We start from the raw sequence: 15,130 nt of genomic DNA, 5'->3' as shown, positions 1-15,130 counted from the left end.
ATGGCCTACCGGCCCTCGAAAAAGACCCAGAAGCGGCTGCTCGGCGTCGGCGGCATCGCGCTGCTCGCCGGACTCAACGCCCCCGCCGCCATCGGCTTCGCCTCAAAGCAGTACTACGAATACAAGATCGCCCAGCCCGGCTACCAGGCGAAGTTCGGCTCCTGGAAGCAACTGGACATCCCTGAGGAGTTCCGCACCAACGCCATCCACGCGGCACTCCTGCACACCGGCAAGGTGCTGATCGTCGCGGGCTCCGGCAACGAGCAGAAGAAGTTCGACAAGGGCTCCTTCGACACCGTCCTGTGGGACCCGACGACCGACACCTTCAAGAAGATCCCCACCCCGGACGACTTCTTCTGTGCCGGACACGCCCAACTGCCCAGCGGCCGCATGCTCGTGGCCGGCGGCACGGCCCGCTACGAACTCCTCGACGGCGAGGTCGACCGGGCCGGCGGCGGCATGCGCGTGAAGAACGAGAACCCGGACAGGCCGATCGCCCTCAAGAAGGGCACCCGCTTCCGCTCGCCCTCCGGCGTCGAGTACGTCAGCCGGTTCGACGTCACCGTCCCCAAGGCCAAGCGCACCCAGGAGATCACCTACAACAGGGCCGGTGTCATGCAGCCCTGGAAGACGAAGGTCACCGCGAGCGAGGCCCGGGTCTTCGTCGAGGCCACCGAGGACGGCCCGGCCGCGGTCACGGACAAGCAGGCCCAGTACGAGATCCTCGGCCTCAAGGGCAAGGACGCGGACAACACGTACGGCATCTCCGAGAAGATCACCATGGAGAAGCAGGACTTCCAGGGGATCAGGGCCGCCTACGAGTTCGACCCGACGGCGGAGAAGTACGTCCCCGTCGAACCCATGGACAAGGCCCGCTGGTATCCGACGCTCGTCGGGCTGGAGGACGGGCGGGTGCTCGCGGTCTCCGGGCTCGACGACGTCGGTGTGATCGACCCCGGCGACAACGAGATCTACGACCCGAGGACCAAGAAGTGGACCCCGGGCCCCAAGCGCTACTTCCCCACCTATCCGGCCCTCTTCCTCACCAAGGGCGGCAAGCTCTTCTACCCGGCCTCGAACGCCGGTTACGGTCCCGCCGAGCTCGGCCGCGAACCGGGTCTGTGGGACCTGAAGACCAACACGTTCGAGAAGGTGCCCGGTCTGCGGGACCAGGACGAGACGGAGACGTCGGCCTCGCTGCTGCTGCCCCCCGCCCAGGACCAGAAGGTGATGATCCTCGGCGGCGGAGGCGTCGGCGAGTCCAAGAAGTCGACGTCGCGCACGGCCGTCGTCGACCTCAAGAAGGACAACCCCGTCTTCGAGGACGGCCCCGACCTGCCGCAGGGCACCCGCTACCTGAACAGCGTGATCATGCCGGACGACTCGGTGTTCACGTCGAACGGCGCCGAGGACTACCGCGGGCGCAGCTCCAGCAACATCCACAAGGCGCAGTTCTACGACCCGAAGTCCAACTCCTTCCGCACGGCCGCCTCGCCGAAGGTCGGCCGCAACTACCACTCCGAGGCGCTCCTGCTGCCCGACGGCCGGGTCGCCACCTTCGGCTCCGACCCGCTCTTCGACGACCAGCAGAACACCAAGCTCGGCCACTTCGAGCAGCGCATGGAGATCTACACACCGCCCGCCCTGCACAAGAACGGCAAGAGCCGCCCCGTGCTCGGGGACGGCCCGCAGGAGGTGGACGGGGAGGGCCGCGCCACCTTCGCCACCCGCCACCCGGAGCGGGTCGTGAGCGCGCGTCTGATGCGGCCCAGCGCGGTCACGCACACCACGGACGTCGAACAGCGGTCCATCGCGCTGGAGCTCACCAGGACCAAGGACTCGGTGACGGTGGACGTGCCGAAGGACCGGACCCTGGTGCCGCCCGGCTGGTACATGCTGTTCGTGACGGACGGCGACGGAACGCCGTCCGAGGCGAAGTGGATCCAGGTCAGGTGACGTGCGGAGCGGTGGCGGGCGGTGACGCCGGCTACCGCGCCGTGGAGTTGCGGGCCAGGCCCAGGGCGTAGTCCGCCCACCACTTCCCCGCCGCGGGGCCCCCGCGGCACTGCCCGTCGGACTCCCCGGGCCGCTTGATCCACAGGTACGCGTCGATGAGCGGGTCGCCGGTGTCCGTGGTGGGCGGGGTGCCGAGCGCCCGGCCCGGCGGGTTGCACCAGGCCTGGGAGGGGTCGCCGCCCAGCGGGCCGTTGCCGTTGCGGCTGGTGTCCACGACGAAGTGCTTGCCGCCGAGGGCCTCCGAGAGGCGGCGCCCGTACTGCCGGGTGGTCTCGTCCGTCTGGAAGTTGGAGACGTTGAGGGCGAAGCCGTCGGCGTTCGCGACACCGGCCCGGCCGAGGGGCTCGACGAGCTTCTCCGAGTCCTGGATCCAGGCCGGGTTGCCCGCGTCCAGGTACACCCTCGTGCCCGGCTGCTGCTTCAGTCGCACGATCGCCTCGGAGAGCAGCTGCTCGCGCTCGGCGTGGTACTCGCCGGGGGTGCAGCCGTCGACGATGTGGGCGACCGCGTCGGGCTCCAGCACGACCAGCGCGTCGCTGTCGCCGAGGGCCCCCGCGAACCGGTCGATCCAGTCCCGGTAGGCGTCGGCGTCGTACGCCCCGCCCGCCGAGTGCTGACCGCAGTCGCGGTGCGGGATGTCGTACGCGACGAACACGGCCGTACGTCCCTCCCTGGCCGCCGCCGCGGTCGCCTCCCTGATCCTCGGCTCGGGGCGGTCGGCGGGCGGCCACAGCGCGACGGGCCGGTCCGCGATGCGTCTGAGGAGCCGGGCGTCGTTCCCGCGCCCCTGCCGTTCCCACGCCCTGACCTGCCGGGCGGCCGGGCTCGCCGGGTCGATCCAGAACGGGGAACCGGCGGCGGGGCTCGCCTGGGCGCGGGTCTCACGGACGGCGGAGGTCGTGTCGACCTCGGGCGGGGACGAGCAGCCCGTCGCGAGTCCGAGCGCGGCGAGCGCCACGAGGGTACGGGTACGGGTCGGCCGGAACATCCTGCCCCCTTGGGCGAAGGTGACGGTCAGTGACGGTTTCCGGCCATCGTGACATAGCGGACCTATCGGTCATGGGTGCAACACCGTGCGCCGGCCGTCCCCCTGCCGGACCGTCAGGCTTCGCCGGACGCCAGAGCGATGCCGAGCGGTGTCCGCTCGTACAGCACCTGGTGTCCGTACCGGTGCGCCACGAGCAGGCCCGCGTCGCGCAGCGTCGACAGGTGCGCGGAGACGGACGAGGGCGCGAGGCCGAGCCGGTGCGCGAGGGCCGTGGTGGCCGCCGGTTCGTCGAGCGCGGCCAGCACGGCGGCCCGGCCGCGGCCGAGGAGCCGTACTAGGGCCTCGGGTGTACGGCCGGACGGCTCGGCCCACAGGCCGCCGATGCCACGCGCGGGATAGACCAGGGTCGGCTGCCAGGGCGGGTCGAAGCCGCTCACCACGTCCGGCCAGGAGAACACGCTGGGCATCAGCACCAGCCCGCGGCCGCCGAGTTCGCGTACGTGCTCGCCCCGCGAGTCGACCGTGAGCCGGCCCGCGTCCCAGGCGACCCGCCGGTCCAGTTCGGGCAGCAGTCCGGCGAGACCCACGGTGGCGAGGCGGCGCGAGTGGAAGGCGATGTCGGCCTCCAGGAGGGCGCGGAGCCTCGGCCAGACGGGTTCGACGAGGGTGTGCCAGGCCTTCTCCATCGTGCCCGCCAACTCCCGTACCGCACAGGCCGGTTCGGCGAGCATCGCCCGGCCGAGCGGGGACTCCGTGGCACCCGGGGTGTCCGCCAGCGAGAGCGCCATCTCGGCGCGGGCGAGCTCGGGAGCGGTGCCCCGTACGGCGGCGATCTCCTCCTCGAACGTGGCCGCGGGCCCGATCGGAGGCGGCATCAAGCAGTCCGGACTGTTCCCGCGCTGTGGCATGAGCAGCCACAGGGGCTCCAGGTCCAGCGTGGCCGCCGTGGCGCGGATGCGGCGCAGCCACGCGGAGTGGTAGCCCTGCCGCTCCGGGCGCCGCAGGGTGCGCACCGCCTCGTGGGTCTCCCACAGGGGGGACAGCGCGAAGCGGCAGTTGAGGAGGTCGTCCTCACCGAAGTGGAGGTGGAACGGCATGCACGCCTCCCGGCGGAAGATTCGTCTCCAGCCGAAACTCTATGGCGCCCGCCGCGTACGCGTGACGCTGCGACGCATGCCAGAAGAGACACAGGCCGTGACGACGGCGCCTGAGCGGTCCGCCGACGCGCGCGGCGGCGGGTACCGCGCCGTCTTCGCCGTCAGGGAGTTCCGCGCCGTCTTCGCCGCGCACGCGCTGTCCCTGCTGGGGGTCGTGGTCAGCGAGATCGCGCTCACCGTGCTCGTGTACGAACTGACGGGATCACCGCTGCTCAGCGCACTGGCCTTCGCGCTGGGCTTCCTGCCGTACCTCGTGGGCGGGACGCTGCTGTCCGGAGTGGCCGACCGCTTCCCGGCCCGGCGGGTGCTCGTCGCGTGCGACCTCGTGTGCGCCGGATGCGCGGCGCTGATGGCCCTGCCGGCCACCCCCGTCGCCGCGCTGCTCGGGCTGCGGTGCGTCATCGCGGCCGTGTCGCCGGTCTTCAGCGGCACGCGGATGGCCACGCTCACCGAGATCCTCGGGGACGGCGACCTGTTCGTGCTCGGCCGCTCCCTGCTGCGGATCGTGTCGCAGAGTGCCGTCCTGGTGGGCTTCGGCGCGGGCGGGATCCTGCTGACCTTCATGCCGCCGCGCGGGGCGCTCGGCATCACCCTGGGCACCTTCCTCGCCTCCGCGCTGCTCCTGAGGCTGGGCACCCGGCGCAGGCCCGCCCGGGCCGGGGGCGGACCGCTGATGCGGTACTCGCTCACCGGCACCCGGCAGGTCCTCGGCGACCGCCGGATCCGGGCGCTGCTGCTCCTCCTGTGGGTGCCGCCGATGTTCGTCGTCGCGCCGGAGGCCCTCGCCGCCGCGTACGCGGACGAGATCGGGGCCGGTACGGCCTGGGTGGGGCTGCTGATGTGCGCGATGCTGGTCGGGACGATCGCGGGGGAGCTGTACGCGGGCGCCGCCCTGTCGCCGGCGGCCCGCTCCCGGATCGTGCTGCCCCTCGCGGGATGCGGTCTGCTGCCGCTCCTCGTCTACCCGCTCCACCCCGGCCTCGGCTGGATCCTGCCGGCGCTGGTGCTCGCCGGGTCGGCCGGCGCGTACACCCTGGGGCTCGACCGCTGGTTCGTGGACGCGGTGCCCGAGGAGCTGCGGGGGCGCGCGATGACCGTCCACACGGCTGGCCTGATGACCATCCAGGGTGTGGGCATGGCGCTGGCCGGGGCGGCCGCGGAGTTCTGGGCGGTCAGCACGGTCGTGGGCGGGATTGGCGTGCTCGGGACGGTGTGCTGCCTGCTCCTGGCGGTGGAGGTGCGACGCACCGGAGGGGCCGTGAAAGGGGTGGGAAAGGGGGTCGGAAAGGGGGCGGGTTCCGAAACGCGAGACGGGGCTGACCACGATATGACCGGCCGGTAGGGTCTTTGCCGTGCCGAAGCCGCTCAGTCTTGCCTTCGATCCCATCGCCCGCGCCGACGAGCACTGGAAACAGCGCTGGGGGTCCGTGCCGTCCATGGGCGCGATCACCTCGATCATGCGCGCGCACCAGATCCTCCTCGCCGAGGTCGACGCGGTCGTCAAGCCGTACGGGCTGACGTTCGCCCGGTACGAGGCCCTGGTGCTGCTCACCTTCTCCAAGGCCGGTGAGCTGCCGATGTCCAAGATCGGCGAGCGGCTGATGGTGCACCCGACGTCCGTGACGAACACCGTGGACCGGCTCGTGCTGTCGGGGCTGGTCGACAAGCGGCCCAACCCCAACGACGGACGCGGCACCCTCGCCTCGATCACCGAGAAGGGCCGTGAGGCCTGCGACGCGGCCACCCGCGACCTGATGGCGATGGACTTCGGGCTCGGCGTGTACGACGCCGAGGAGTGCCGGGAGATCTTCGCGATGCTGCGGCCGCTGAGGGTCGCCGCGCACGACTTCGACGAGGAATAGCGCCGGAGGGCGCGCCCGGCCGTGCGCTGCCGCCCAGGCCCCGGGGCGCCCGAAGATCGTGCGAAACCGGTGGTTACGCTCGTAGCCATGAAAAACAGCGTGCTGACCCGCTACCGCGTCATGGCCTACGTCACCGCCGTCTGGCTGCTGGTGTTCACCGTCGCCATCATCGCCAAGTACGTCTTCGAGACGGGTGACACGATGGTGATCTCGCAGATCCACGGCGTCCTGTTCATCATCTACGTCGTCTTCGCCTTCGACCTCGGCTCCAAGGCGAAGTGGCCGTTCGGCAAGCTGCTGTGGGTACTCGCCGCCGGCTGCATCCCGGTGGCCTCCTTCTTCGTCGAGCCGAAGATCACGCGCGAGGCCAAGCCGCTGATCACGGACGGCCCGGCGTCGGCTGTCGCCAAGGCGTAGCGCGGAGGACCCGGCCGCCCGGCCCGAAAACGCCGGGCGGTCTGCCATCGACATTTACTAGGACGTCCTAGTAAATTCGGATGCATGGACGCTGATGCCATCGAGGAGGGCCGCCGACGCTGGCAGGCCCGGTACGACGCCTCACGCAAGCGCGAGGCCGACTTCACCACGCTCTCCGGGGACACCGTGGAGCCGGTGTACGGGCCGCGGCCCGGGGACACGTACGACGGGTTCGAGCGGATCGGCTGGCCCGGGGAGTACCCCTACACGCGAGGGCTCCACGCGACGGGCTACCGGGGGCGGACGTGGACCATCCGGCAGTTCGCCGGGTTCGGGAACGCCGAGCAGACCAACGAGCGCTACAAGATGATCCTCGCCAACGGCGGGGGCGGGCTCTCCGTCGCCTTCGACATGCCCACGCTCATGGGGCGCGACTCGGACGACCCGCGCTCGCTCGGCGAGGTCGGCCACTGCGGGGTCGCGATCGACTCCGCGGCCGACATGGAGGTCCTGTTCAAGGACATCCCGCTCGGTGACGTGACGACGTCGATGACGATCAGCGGGCCCGCGGTGCCGGTCTTCTGCATGTACCTGGTCGCGGCCGAGCGGCAGGGCGTGGACCCTGCCGTGCTGAACGGCACGCTCCAGACCGACATCTTCAAGGAGTACATCGCGCAGAAGGAGTGGCTCTTCCAGCCCGAGCCCCATCTGCGGCTCATCGGGGACCTGATGGAGCACTGCGCGGCGAAGATCCCCGCGTACAAGCCGCTGTCGGTCTCCGGCTACCACATCCGCGAGGCGGGCTCGACGGCCGCGCAGGAGCTGGCGTACACGCTGGCGGACGGCTTCGGGTACGTGGAGCTGGGGCTCTCGCGCGGGCTGGAGGTCGACGCCTTCGCGTCGGGCCTGAGCTTCTTCTTCGACGCGCATCTCGACTTCTTCGAGGAGATCGCCAAGTTCCGGGCGGCGCGGCGGATCTGGGCCCGCTGGATGCGGGACGTGTACGGCGCGCGGTCGGAGAAGGCGCAGTGGCTGCGCTTCCACACGCAGACGGCGGGCGTCTCGCTGACGGCCCAGCAGCCCTACAACAACGTCGTCCGTACGGCCGTCGAGGCGCTCGCCGCGGTGCTGGGCGGCACCAACTCCCTCCACACGAACGCGCTGGACGAGACGCTGGCGCTGCCGTCCGAGCAGGCCGCGGAGATCGCCCTGCGCACGCAGCAGGTGCTGATGGAGGAGACCGGCGTCGCCAACGTGGCGGACCCGCTGGGCGGTTCCTGGTACGTGGAGCAGCTGACCGACCGGATCGAGGCCGACGCCGAGCGGATCTTCGAGCAGATCAGGGAGCGGGGTCTGCGGGCCCACCCCGACGGCCGGCACCCCATCGGGCCGATCACCTCCGGCATCCTGCGCGGTATCGAGGACGGGTGGTTCACCGGCGAGATCGCCGAGTCCGCCTTCCAGTACCAGCGGTCGCTGGAGAAGGGCGACAAGCGGGTCGTGGGGGTGAACGTCCACCACGGTTCGGTCACCGGCGACCTGGAGATCCTGCGGGTCAGCCACGAGGTCGAGCGCGAGCAGGTACGGGAGCTGGGCGGGCGCCGGGCCGCCCGGGACGAGGCCGCCGTGCGGTCCTCGCTGGACGCCATGCTCGCTGCCGCGCGGGACGGGTCGAACATGATCGTGCCGATGCTGGAGGCGGTGCGGGCCGAGGCGACGCTGGGGGAGATCTGCGGCGTACTGCGGGACGAGTGGGGGGTCTACACCGAGCCGCCGGGCTTCTGAGCCGGAAATTGTGCCGCGAACCCCGTACATCGAGCGCCGGACGGGCCGAGTTCTCGGGTCCGTCCGGGGCGGCGGGGTTGTGGGCGGCCAGTTGTCAGGGGCCGGCCGCCGCGCCCGCGAGCCCCAGCAGGAGGACGCGGGTGAAGTCGTGGACCCAGGCCGGGTCCACCGGTTCCGCGCTGACGAGGGTGCGGTGCACCACCGCACCGGCCACCATGTCGAAGACGAGGTCCGCCGTGCGGGCGGCGGCCGAGGGGTCCGGCTCCTGGGGAAGCTCGCCGCGGGCCTGGGCGCGGGACCGGCCCTCCAGGACGAGCCGCTTCTGACGGTCGACGATCGACGCGCGGATCCGCTCGCGCAGGGCGTCGTCGCGGGTCGACTCGGCGACGACCGCCATCAGTCCGTTCCGCGCCTCGGGCATCGCCAGGATGGCCGCGAACTGGAGCACCACCCCTTCGATGTCCGCCGTGAGGCTGCCCCGGTCGGGCAGTTCCAGCTCGTCGAAGAGCTCCGCCACCGCGTCGACCACGAGTTCGTTCTTGCCCGCCCAGCGCCGGTAGAGCGTCGTCTTCGCGACCCCCGCGCGCATCGCCACGTCCCCCAGGGTCAGCTTGGACCAGCCCAGTTCGACGAGGGCCGTCCGGGTCGCCGCCAGGATCGCCGCGTCGGCCTCGACGCTGCGCGGGCGCCCGGTGCGGGGTGGGGGAGTGCTGCTCTGCATGGCGGCGACCATATCCGGACGTTCCGCAAAGGGGGATTGCGTGGAGAGGTGAGGGAGATCACCGGAACGGGGTTCCCCGGGCCACCCCGGCACAGTTACGCTACGACCCGTAGCGAAAGCACGGAGCGGGAGCCGTCGACCCGGCTCGTACGTGAGCGACGACCACGCGGCGCCAGGTGGGGACCCGGCGCCAACCACACGTATCAGGCCTGGCTTTCACAACGCTTTTCACACAGGCGCGCGGAGGGGGGAGGATAGGCGCATGCAGCCACGGAACATGTCCATGAGCGGAGTCGTCGACCTCGCCGCGGTGAAAGCGGCCCAGGAGGCCAAGGCGAAGGCGGAGCAGGCGCGCGCCGAAGCGGCACGGCAGGGCGGCGGGGCCGTCCCCGCGGTGTCCGCGTCGAGTCTCGTCATCGACGTCGACGAGGCGGGTTTTGAGCGGGACGTCCTGCAGCGCTCCACCGAGGTGCCGGTCGTCATCGACTTCTGGGCCGAGTGGTGCGAGCCGTGCAAGCAGCTCAGCCCGCTCCTGGAGCGCCTCGCCGCCGAGTACAGCGGCCGGTTCGTCCTCGCCAAGATCGACGTCGACGCGAATCAGATGCTGATGCAGCAGTTCGGGGTCCAGGGGATCCCGGCGGTCTTCGCGGTGGTGGCGGGCCAGGCCCTGCCGCTCTTCCAGGGCGCCGCCCCCGAGGCGCAGATCCGGGGCACCCTGGACCAGCTGGTGCAGGTGGCCGAGGAGCGCTTCGGGCTCACGGGTGTGACCGTGGACCAGGACGCCCGCCCCGGAGAGGCCGACACGGCCCCCGAGATGCCGGCCGGCCCGTACGACGCGCTGCTCGAAGCCGCCGTACGAGCCCTGGACGCGGGTGACTTGGGCGGCGCGATCCAGGCGTACAGGAACGTGCTGAGCGACGACCCGGGGAACACGGAGGCCGGGCTGGGGCTCGCCCAGGCCGAGTTGCTCCAGCGGGTGCAGGGTCTCGACCCGCAGCAGGTGCGCAAGGACGCCGCGGACCGGCCCGGTGACGTACCGGCGCAGATCGCCGCCGCCGACCTGGATCTGGTGGGCGGTCATGTCGAGGACGCCCTGGGGCGGCTCGTCGACGCCGTGGCGCGTACGGCGGGTGACGACCGGGACGCGGCGAGGGTGCGGCTGCTGGAGCTCTTCGAGGTGGTCGGCACCGACGATCCGCGGGTGACTGCCGCCCGCCGGGCGCTGGCCCGGGCCCTGTTCTGACCAGTCGCTAAACACCGGGAACCCTGGTACCCGAGTGGCGGAATGTGGCGAGAGAGCGACACTGCGGCCGCGCTTTACCAAATCTTGGTAAACGCGGCCGCTGTTACTTGGAGTAAGCCGGAGGCGATGTTCTGTCGGATTCCGTCCAAAGTTCGATCACTTTGTCACCTGCCCCGGGGCCACCCTGAGTTGTCGGCCGATACCGACGGGTCGTTGTTCGGTTATCCGGCCGTTACTAGCCAGTAACGAACCCCCTTGTGCGGGCGGCGAGAATGCACCACGATCGGCGACGCTCGGTCCATTACCCTCCCCCGACAACCACTCGGGTCAGCGGGTTGCCTTGGGTCCCCACCGAGCAGGGGCGGCGGCAGTGGCGCCGGTCCTTGGACAGGGGGGTCTTCGCCGCTCGGCGGAGCCTGTCCGGCAGGTTGTGCGTGAAGTGTTCAGGCGCGACCAGTGGTTGTCGCTCGGGGGTGATCGCCGGTGATTCGGGAGCGTTGCGCCTCCGGGTCGGGCGCTCTCCTTCCCGAGGACGTAGCACTTCTCCCATCCCTGCCCGGCTGAGCCGCCGTCTGGAGGCAGCCAGGGCCGGAGATGTACGTCCGAGAAGGAGGAAATATGGAGTCCCAGGTGCGTGGCGGGACCAGATGGAAGCGGTTCGCCGTCGTCATGGTCCCGAGTGTGGCCGCAACGGCGTGCATAGGCATCGCTCTTGCACAAGGCGCTCTCGCCGCGTCGTTCAGCGTGTCGGGTCAGTCGTTCAAGGTGACGGCTGACCGCCTCGACGGTACGGGCTTCTCGCAGTACGGAGCCATCGACCAGGGGTACACGCTCAAGGGCGAGAAGACGGCGCACCCGGTTGCGGTGTCGGCGTTCAAGAACGCCTCGATCAAGAACATGTGCCAGTCCGTTGTGACCCCGGACGTCCCGCTCATCGGTTCCGTCAGCCTGATGCTGAAGGCCGGCGGCGGTGACACGCCGGTGCAGGCCGAGAACCTGTACATCGACGTCGAAGAGCTGCAGGCCAACGCGACCTTCCGCAACATCGACATCGGTGTTGCGGCCAAGGACGCCAGCAAGGGTCCGGGAATCGCCAAGGGTGACCAGGCGAACCCCTACGGCTTCGCCCAGCAGGCCGACTCGGCCACGCTGACCGACGTGAAGCAGACGGCGTGGGCGACCACCGCCGGCACCTTCAAGCTCAGTGGCCTCAAGATGTCGCTGTCCAAGGGTGTCAAGGAGTGCTACTAAGCGCTCCCTGGGCGGGTGAGGGAGCCTGTGCTGCCTCGCCCGCCCGTCCCTACTCGTAGTACGTGAACCTCTCACAGCAACGCCGTTCCAGGGAGCTGTTTCCATGAGCGCCGAGACTCCTGCCGAGACTCCTGCCGCGCGCGGTCAAATCGTCTACTGGCGGCTGCGGTTCCGTGCCTGGCGGGGTGGCCGGCCGTTCTGGGCCGGTCTGTTCATCCTGCTCGCGGGATTCCCGATCGCGTACTTCCCGTACGCGAACCTTCAGATCGGGCATCTCACGCTGGCCATGGCGACGACCGCGGGCGCCGGTTCGCTCATCATCGGCGTGCTCCTGGGCGTTCTCGGAATCAGCCTCTGGTACCAGAAGCACGTGCGGGTCTTCGCCGGTGTGGCGGCGATCCTGCTCGGGCTTGTCTCCATTCCGGTGTCGAACCTCGGCGGCTTCCTGATCGGCTTCCTGCTGGCCCTGGTGGGCGGCGGCATGGCCGTGTCCTGGGTGCCGGGCGAGCAGTCGGCCGCCGGGCCGGCCGAGACGGACCGTGCGGACAAGGGAGGCGTTCCGGAGGCCGCGACGGCCGACGGGACGAGCGAGCCGAACGATCTGTCAGGAACGATCCCGACCAACGGGGCGAACGGGAGGCACAGTGCCGGCTGACGAGGTCCAATACGCGGACTCCGCGGGCGAGACCCGTGAGAGAACCGGGCCGCGGCACGCTGCCCCCAAGAAGCCCTTGTTCACCAGGCTCAACGTGCCCGCGGGCAAGGCGATAGCCATCGCTTCGATGCCGACCGCGATCCTCATGGGCATGGGGTTCACGCCGACGCTCGCCCAGGCCGACGACAAGCCGTCCTCGAAGAACCTGACGATCGACGAGTACAAGGACTGCGTCGAGGCGCTGGAAGCGAGCGACAAGGCCGACGAGAAGGGCAAGGACGACGAGGGCAAGGACCCCTCGGCGACGCCGTCGCCCTCCGCCTCGACGAGCGCTCCCGCGTCCGGCGACGAGGAGGGTGCCTCGGACGAGGACCCCGCGGACGACGGCTCGACGGACAACGGCTCTTCGCCGGATTCAGGTTCCGACGACAAGCCCGAGCCCAAGCCGTCCCCGTCCACGAGCGCGCCGGCCGAGTCCGCGGAGGACGGTGCGTCCACACCGACGCCCACTCCGTCCGAGACCGGCAACGTCCTGGACGACATCGGCAACGCGCTGGAGGACATCTTCACGCCCGGCGAGAAGGAGTCCGGGACTCCCACCGCGGAGCCGTCCGCCACCCCCACGCCGTCGGCCACGGAGGGCCCCTCCGACGAGGCCGGGGGCGCGAAGGACCCCGTCGAGGACACGGCCGGCAAGGCCGACGACCCGGTCGAGGACGTCACCGACACGGCGTCCGAGGCGGCCGAGGACACCGCGGACAAGGCGGAGGACGCGGCCGGCGAGGCCACCGCCTCCCCGTCGCCCAGCCCGTCCGCGAGCGCCACCACGGACCCGGACGACTGCCCGGCGGCCACGGACGACGAGAGCGGCGTCGAGAAGGGCATCCCCGCCCTGGCCGACGACCCCTGGGTGCTGGAGGCCAGCTCGCTGCTGCTCAAGGGCGCCGACTACCAGGGCATCGTCAAGGTGAAGACCGCCAACGGCACGGTCAAGGAGGTCCTGAAGTACGTGGTCTCCGACGGCACCGACATCGGCGATCTCCACCAGACCGTCGACGACAAGGACGCCGGGGTGAAGTACCACGTCCAGGCCGGCAAGGGCACGACGTCCACGATCACCGACGGCAAGACGGTCATGTACACGGAGAGCATCTCGGGCAACCTGCTCGGTCTGATCCCGGTCACGTTCGACCCGAAGCACCCGCCGCCGCTGAACATCCCGCTGATCTACTTCACCAAGGTGAAGGTCGTGCAGGCCGCCCAGTTCGGCGGAACGCTGACCGTCCCCGGGATGCACCAGTTCAACACGCCGCTCGGATAGGCCCCGAGGGCTGGTTCAGGAGCCGCACAGGGGTGTGCCCCGGCTTCCGCTCGCGCGGGGGCCGGGGCACACCCCTGTGTGGCGGGCCGGGCACGAGGCCCGGCAGCAACTCGCCGGCGACCTCCCGTGGCCGCACCGGAACGCCGAGGGCGCCCCCGCGCGGCGGGGGCGCCCTCAGTGACGCACGAGCGGTCGTACGGGCCGCACACGCCCGTACAGGCGGTTCAGCCGCCCAGGTGGTGCACGCGGACCATGTTCGTGGTGCCGGGGACGCCGGGGGGCGAGCCGGCGGTCATCACGACGATGTCGCCCTCGCTGAGGTGGTTGATCTTGTGCAGTTCGTTGTCGACCAGCTCGACCATCTCGTCCGTGCTCTTCACGAACGGCACGATGTACGACTCGACGCCCCAGCTCAGCGTGAGCTGGTTGCGGGTGCCCTCGTCCGTGGTGAAGGCCAGGATCGGCTGGGCGGCGCGGTAACGGGACAGCCGACGGGCGGTGTCGCCGGACTGGGTGAAGGCCACCAGGCCCTTGCCGCCCAGGAAGTCCGCGATCTCGCACGCGGCGCGGGCCACCGAACCACCCTGCGTACGCGGCTTCTTGCCGGGCACGAGCGGCTGCAGGCCCTTGGAGAGCAGCTCCTCCTCGGCCGCGACGACGATCTTCGACATCGTCTTCACGGTCTCGATCGGGTACGCGCCCACGCTGGACTCGGCGGACAGCATGACCGCGTCCGCGCCGTCCAGGATCGCGTTGGCGACGTCGGACGCCTCGGCGCGCGTGGGGCGGGAGTTGGTGATCATCGACTCCATCATCTGGGTCGCGACGATCACCGGCTTGGCGTTGCGCCTGCACAGCTCCACGAGGCGCTTCTGCACCATCGGGACCCGCTCCAGGGGGTACTCGACGGCCAGGTCGCCGCGGGCGACCATGACGCCGTCGAAGGCCGCCACGACGGCCTCCATGTTCTCCACCGCCTGGGGCTTCTCCACCTTGGCGATGACGGGGACCCGGCGGCCCTCCTCGTCCATGATCTTGTGCACGTCGTTCACGTCGTGGGCGTCGCGCACGAAGGAGAGCGCCACCAGGTCGCAGCCCATCTGCAGGGCGAAGCGCAGGTCGTCGACGTCCTTCTCGGACAGCGCGGGCACGTTCACCGCAGTACCGGGCAGGTTGATGCCCTTGTGGTCCGAGATCACACCGCCCTCGATGACGACCGTCTTGACCCGGGGGCCGTCGACCCCGACGCACCGCAGCTCGACGTTGCCGTCGTTGATCAGGATCTGGTCGCCCTTGGAGACGTCACCCGGCAGACCCTTGTACGTGGTGCCGCAGATCGACTTGTCGCCCGGCACGTCCTCGGTCGTGATGGTGAACTCGTCACCCCGCTCCAGCTCCACGGGGCCCTCGGCGAAGGTCTCCAGGCGGATCTTCGGGCCCTGGAGGTCGGCGAGGACCCCGATGGCGCGGCCCGTCTCCTGGGCGGCGGCCCGGACCCGGTCGTACCGGCCCTGGTGCTCGGCGTGCGAGCCGTGGCTGAAGTTGAAGCGGGCCACGTTCATGCCGGCCTCGATCAGCGAGACGAGCTGCTCGTGCGAGTCGACGGCGGGGCCCAGTGTGCAGACGATTTTGGAACGGCGCATGGGGGCGATCCTATCGGTTTGTTTCGCTTCGGAATATTCCGTCTGGCGGAAGATACAAATGGGCGGGTGTG

General features: G+C 70.5%; 13 protein-coding genes. 9 read left to right on the top strand and 4 right to left on the bottom strand.

Annotation, left to right across the window (positions count from 1 at the left end; translation table 11 throughout):
* On the top strand, positions 1-1,956 hold the full coding sequence (glxA, locus tag O1Q96_RS37010; protein ID WP_269252277.1) for a radical copper oxidase GlxA: 1,956 nt from the start codon (positions 1-3) through the stop codon (positions 1,954-1,956).
* A 31-nt stretch (positions 1,957-1,987) separates the two neighbouring features.
* On the opposite strand, the gene O1Q96_RS37005 is transcribed toward glxA, so the two are convergent.
* The gene (locus O1Q96_RS37005; protein WP_269252276.1) at positions 1,988-3,004 is read right to left on the bottom strand and encodes a glycoside hydrolase family 6 protein; all 1,017 of its coding nucleotides are present in this window, start codon (positions 3,002-3,004) and stop codon (positions 1,988-1,990) included.
* A 113-nt stretch (positions 3,005-3,117) separates the two neighbouring features.
* Positions 3,118-4,101 carry an ArsR/SmtB family transcription factor gene (locus tag O1Q96_RS37000; RefSeq protein WP_269252275.1) on the bottom strand — a complete coding sequence of 328 codons (984 nt, stop codon included), beginning with the start codon at positions 4,099-4,101 and terminating at the stop codon, positions 3,118-3,120.
* A 76-nt stretch (positions 4,102-4,177) separates the two neighbouring features.
* Here O1Q96_RS37000 and O1Q96_RS36995 point away from each other — a divergent pair, with 76 nt between their 5' ends.
* From O1Q96_RS36995 to icmA, 4 genes are all read left to right on the top strand, one after another.
* A complete protein-coding gene (locus O1Q96_RS36995) occupies positions 4,178-5,503 on the top strand; it encodes an MFS transporter (protein WP_269252274.1) in 1,326 nt (441 codons plus the stop codon).
* Positions 5,504-5,513: 10 nt separating this feature from the next.
* Positions 5,514-6,023 (top strand): MarR family winged helix-turn-helix transcriptional regulator, encoded by a 510-nt coding sequence (locus O1Q96_RS36990; protein WP_217456785.1) that lies wholly within the window; start codon positions 5,514-5,516, stop codon positions 6,021-6,023.
* An 87-nt stretch (positions 6,024-6,110) separates the two neighbouring features.
* Entirely contained in the window at positions 6,111-6,440 is a 330-nt protein-coding gene (locus O1Q96_RS36985) for a DUF3817 domain-containing protein (RefSeq protein WP_269252273.1), read from the top strand.
* Between the two features lie 84 nt (positions 6,441-6,524).
* Positions 6,525-8,225 (top strand): coenzyme B12-dependent isobutyryl-CoA mutase large subunit, encoded by a 1,701-nt coding sequence (icmA, locus tag O1Q96_RS36980; protein WP_269252272.1) that lies wholly within the window; start codon positions 6,525-6,527, stop codon positions 8,223-8,225.
* 94 nt (positions 8,226-8,319) lie between these two features.
* Here icmA and O1Q96_RS36975 read toward each other — a convergent pair whose 3' ends face one another.
* A complete protein-coding gene (locus O1Q96_RS36975) occupies positions 8,320-8,946 on the bottom strand; it encodes a TetR/AcrR family transcriptional regulator (protein ID WP_269252271.1) in 627 nt (208 codons plus the stop codon).
* A 262-nt stretch (positions 8,947-9,208) separates the two neighbouring features.
* Here O1Q96_RS36975 and O1Q96_RS36970 point away from each other — a divergent pair, with 262 nt between their 5' ends.
* The 4 genes from O1Q96_RS36970 (at position 9,209) to O1Q96_RS36955 (ending at position 13,416) form a co-directional block, all read left to right on the top strand.
* Complete coding sequence (locus O1Q96_RS36970) at positions 9,209-10,189, top strand: tetratricopeptide repeat protein (protein ID WP_269252270.1); 981 nt, start codon at positions 9,209-9,211, stop codon at positions 10,187-10,189.
* Positions 10,190-10,807: 618 nt separating this feature from the next.
* Complete coding sequence (locus O1Q96_RS36965) at positions 10,808-11,440, top strand: DUF6230 family protein (RefSeq protein ID WP_269252269.1); 633 nt, start codon at positions 10,808-10,810, stop codon at positions 11,438-11,440.
* 103 nt (positions 11,441-11,543) lie between these two features.
* Positions 11,544-12,095 carry a DUF6114 domain-containing protein gene (locus O1Q96_RS36960; protein WP_269252268.1) on the top strand — a complete coding sequence of 184 codons (552 nt, stop codon included), beginning with the start codon at positions 11,544-11,546 and terminating at the stop codon, positions 12,093-12,095.
* A complete protein-coding gene (locus O1Q96_RS36955) occupies positions 12,085-13,416 on the top strand; it encodes a hypothetical protein (RefSeq protein WP_419587011.1) in 1,332 nt (443 codons plus the stop codon). The genes O1Q96_RS36960 and O1Q96_RS36955 overlap by 11 nt, the downstream gene beginning before the upstream one ends.
* 224 nt (positions 13,417-13,640) lie before the next feature.
* Here the strand turns inward: O1Q96_RS36955 and pyk are convergent, their stop codons facing one another.
* Complete coding sequence (pyk, locus tag O1Q96_RS36950) at positions 13,641-15,059, bottom strand: pyruvate kinase (RefSeq protein WP_269252267.1); 1,419 nt, start codon at positions 15,057-15,059, stop codon at positions 13,641-13,643.
* Between the last annotated feature and the right edge of the window lie 71 nt (positions 15,060-15,130).

The sequence above is a fragment of the Streptomyces aurantiacus genome (assembly GCF_027107535.1).
Classification (GTDB): domain Bacteria; phylum Actinomycetota; class Actinomycetes; order Streptomycetales; family Streptomycetaceae; genus Streptomyces.
Note: the sequence above shows the minus strand (reverse complement) of the source record. Positions and strands in the feature narration are given on the sequence as shown.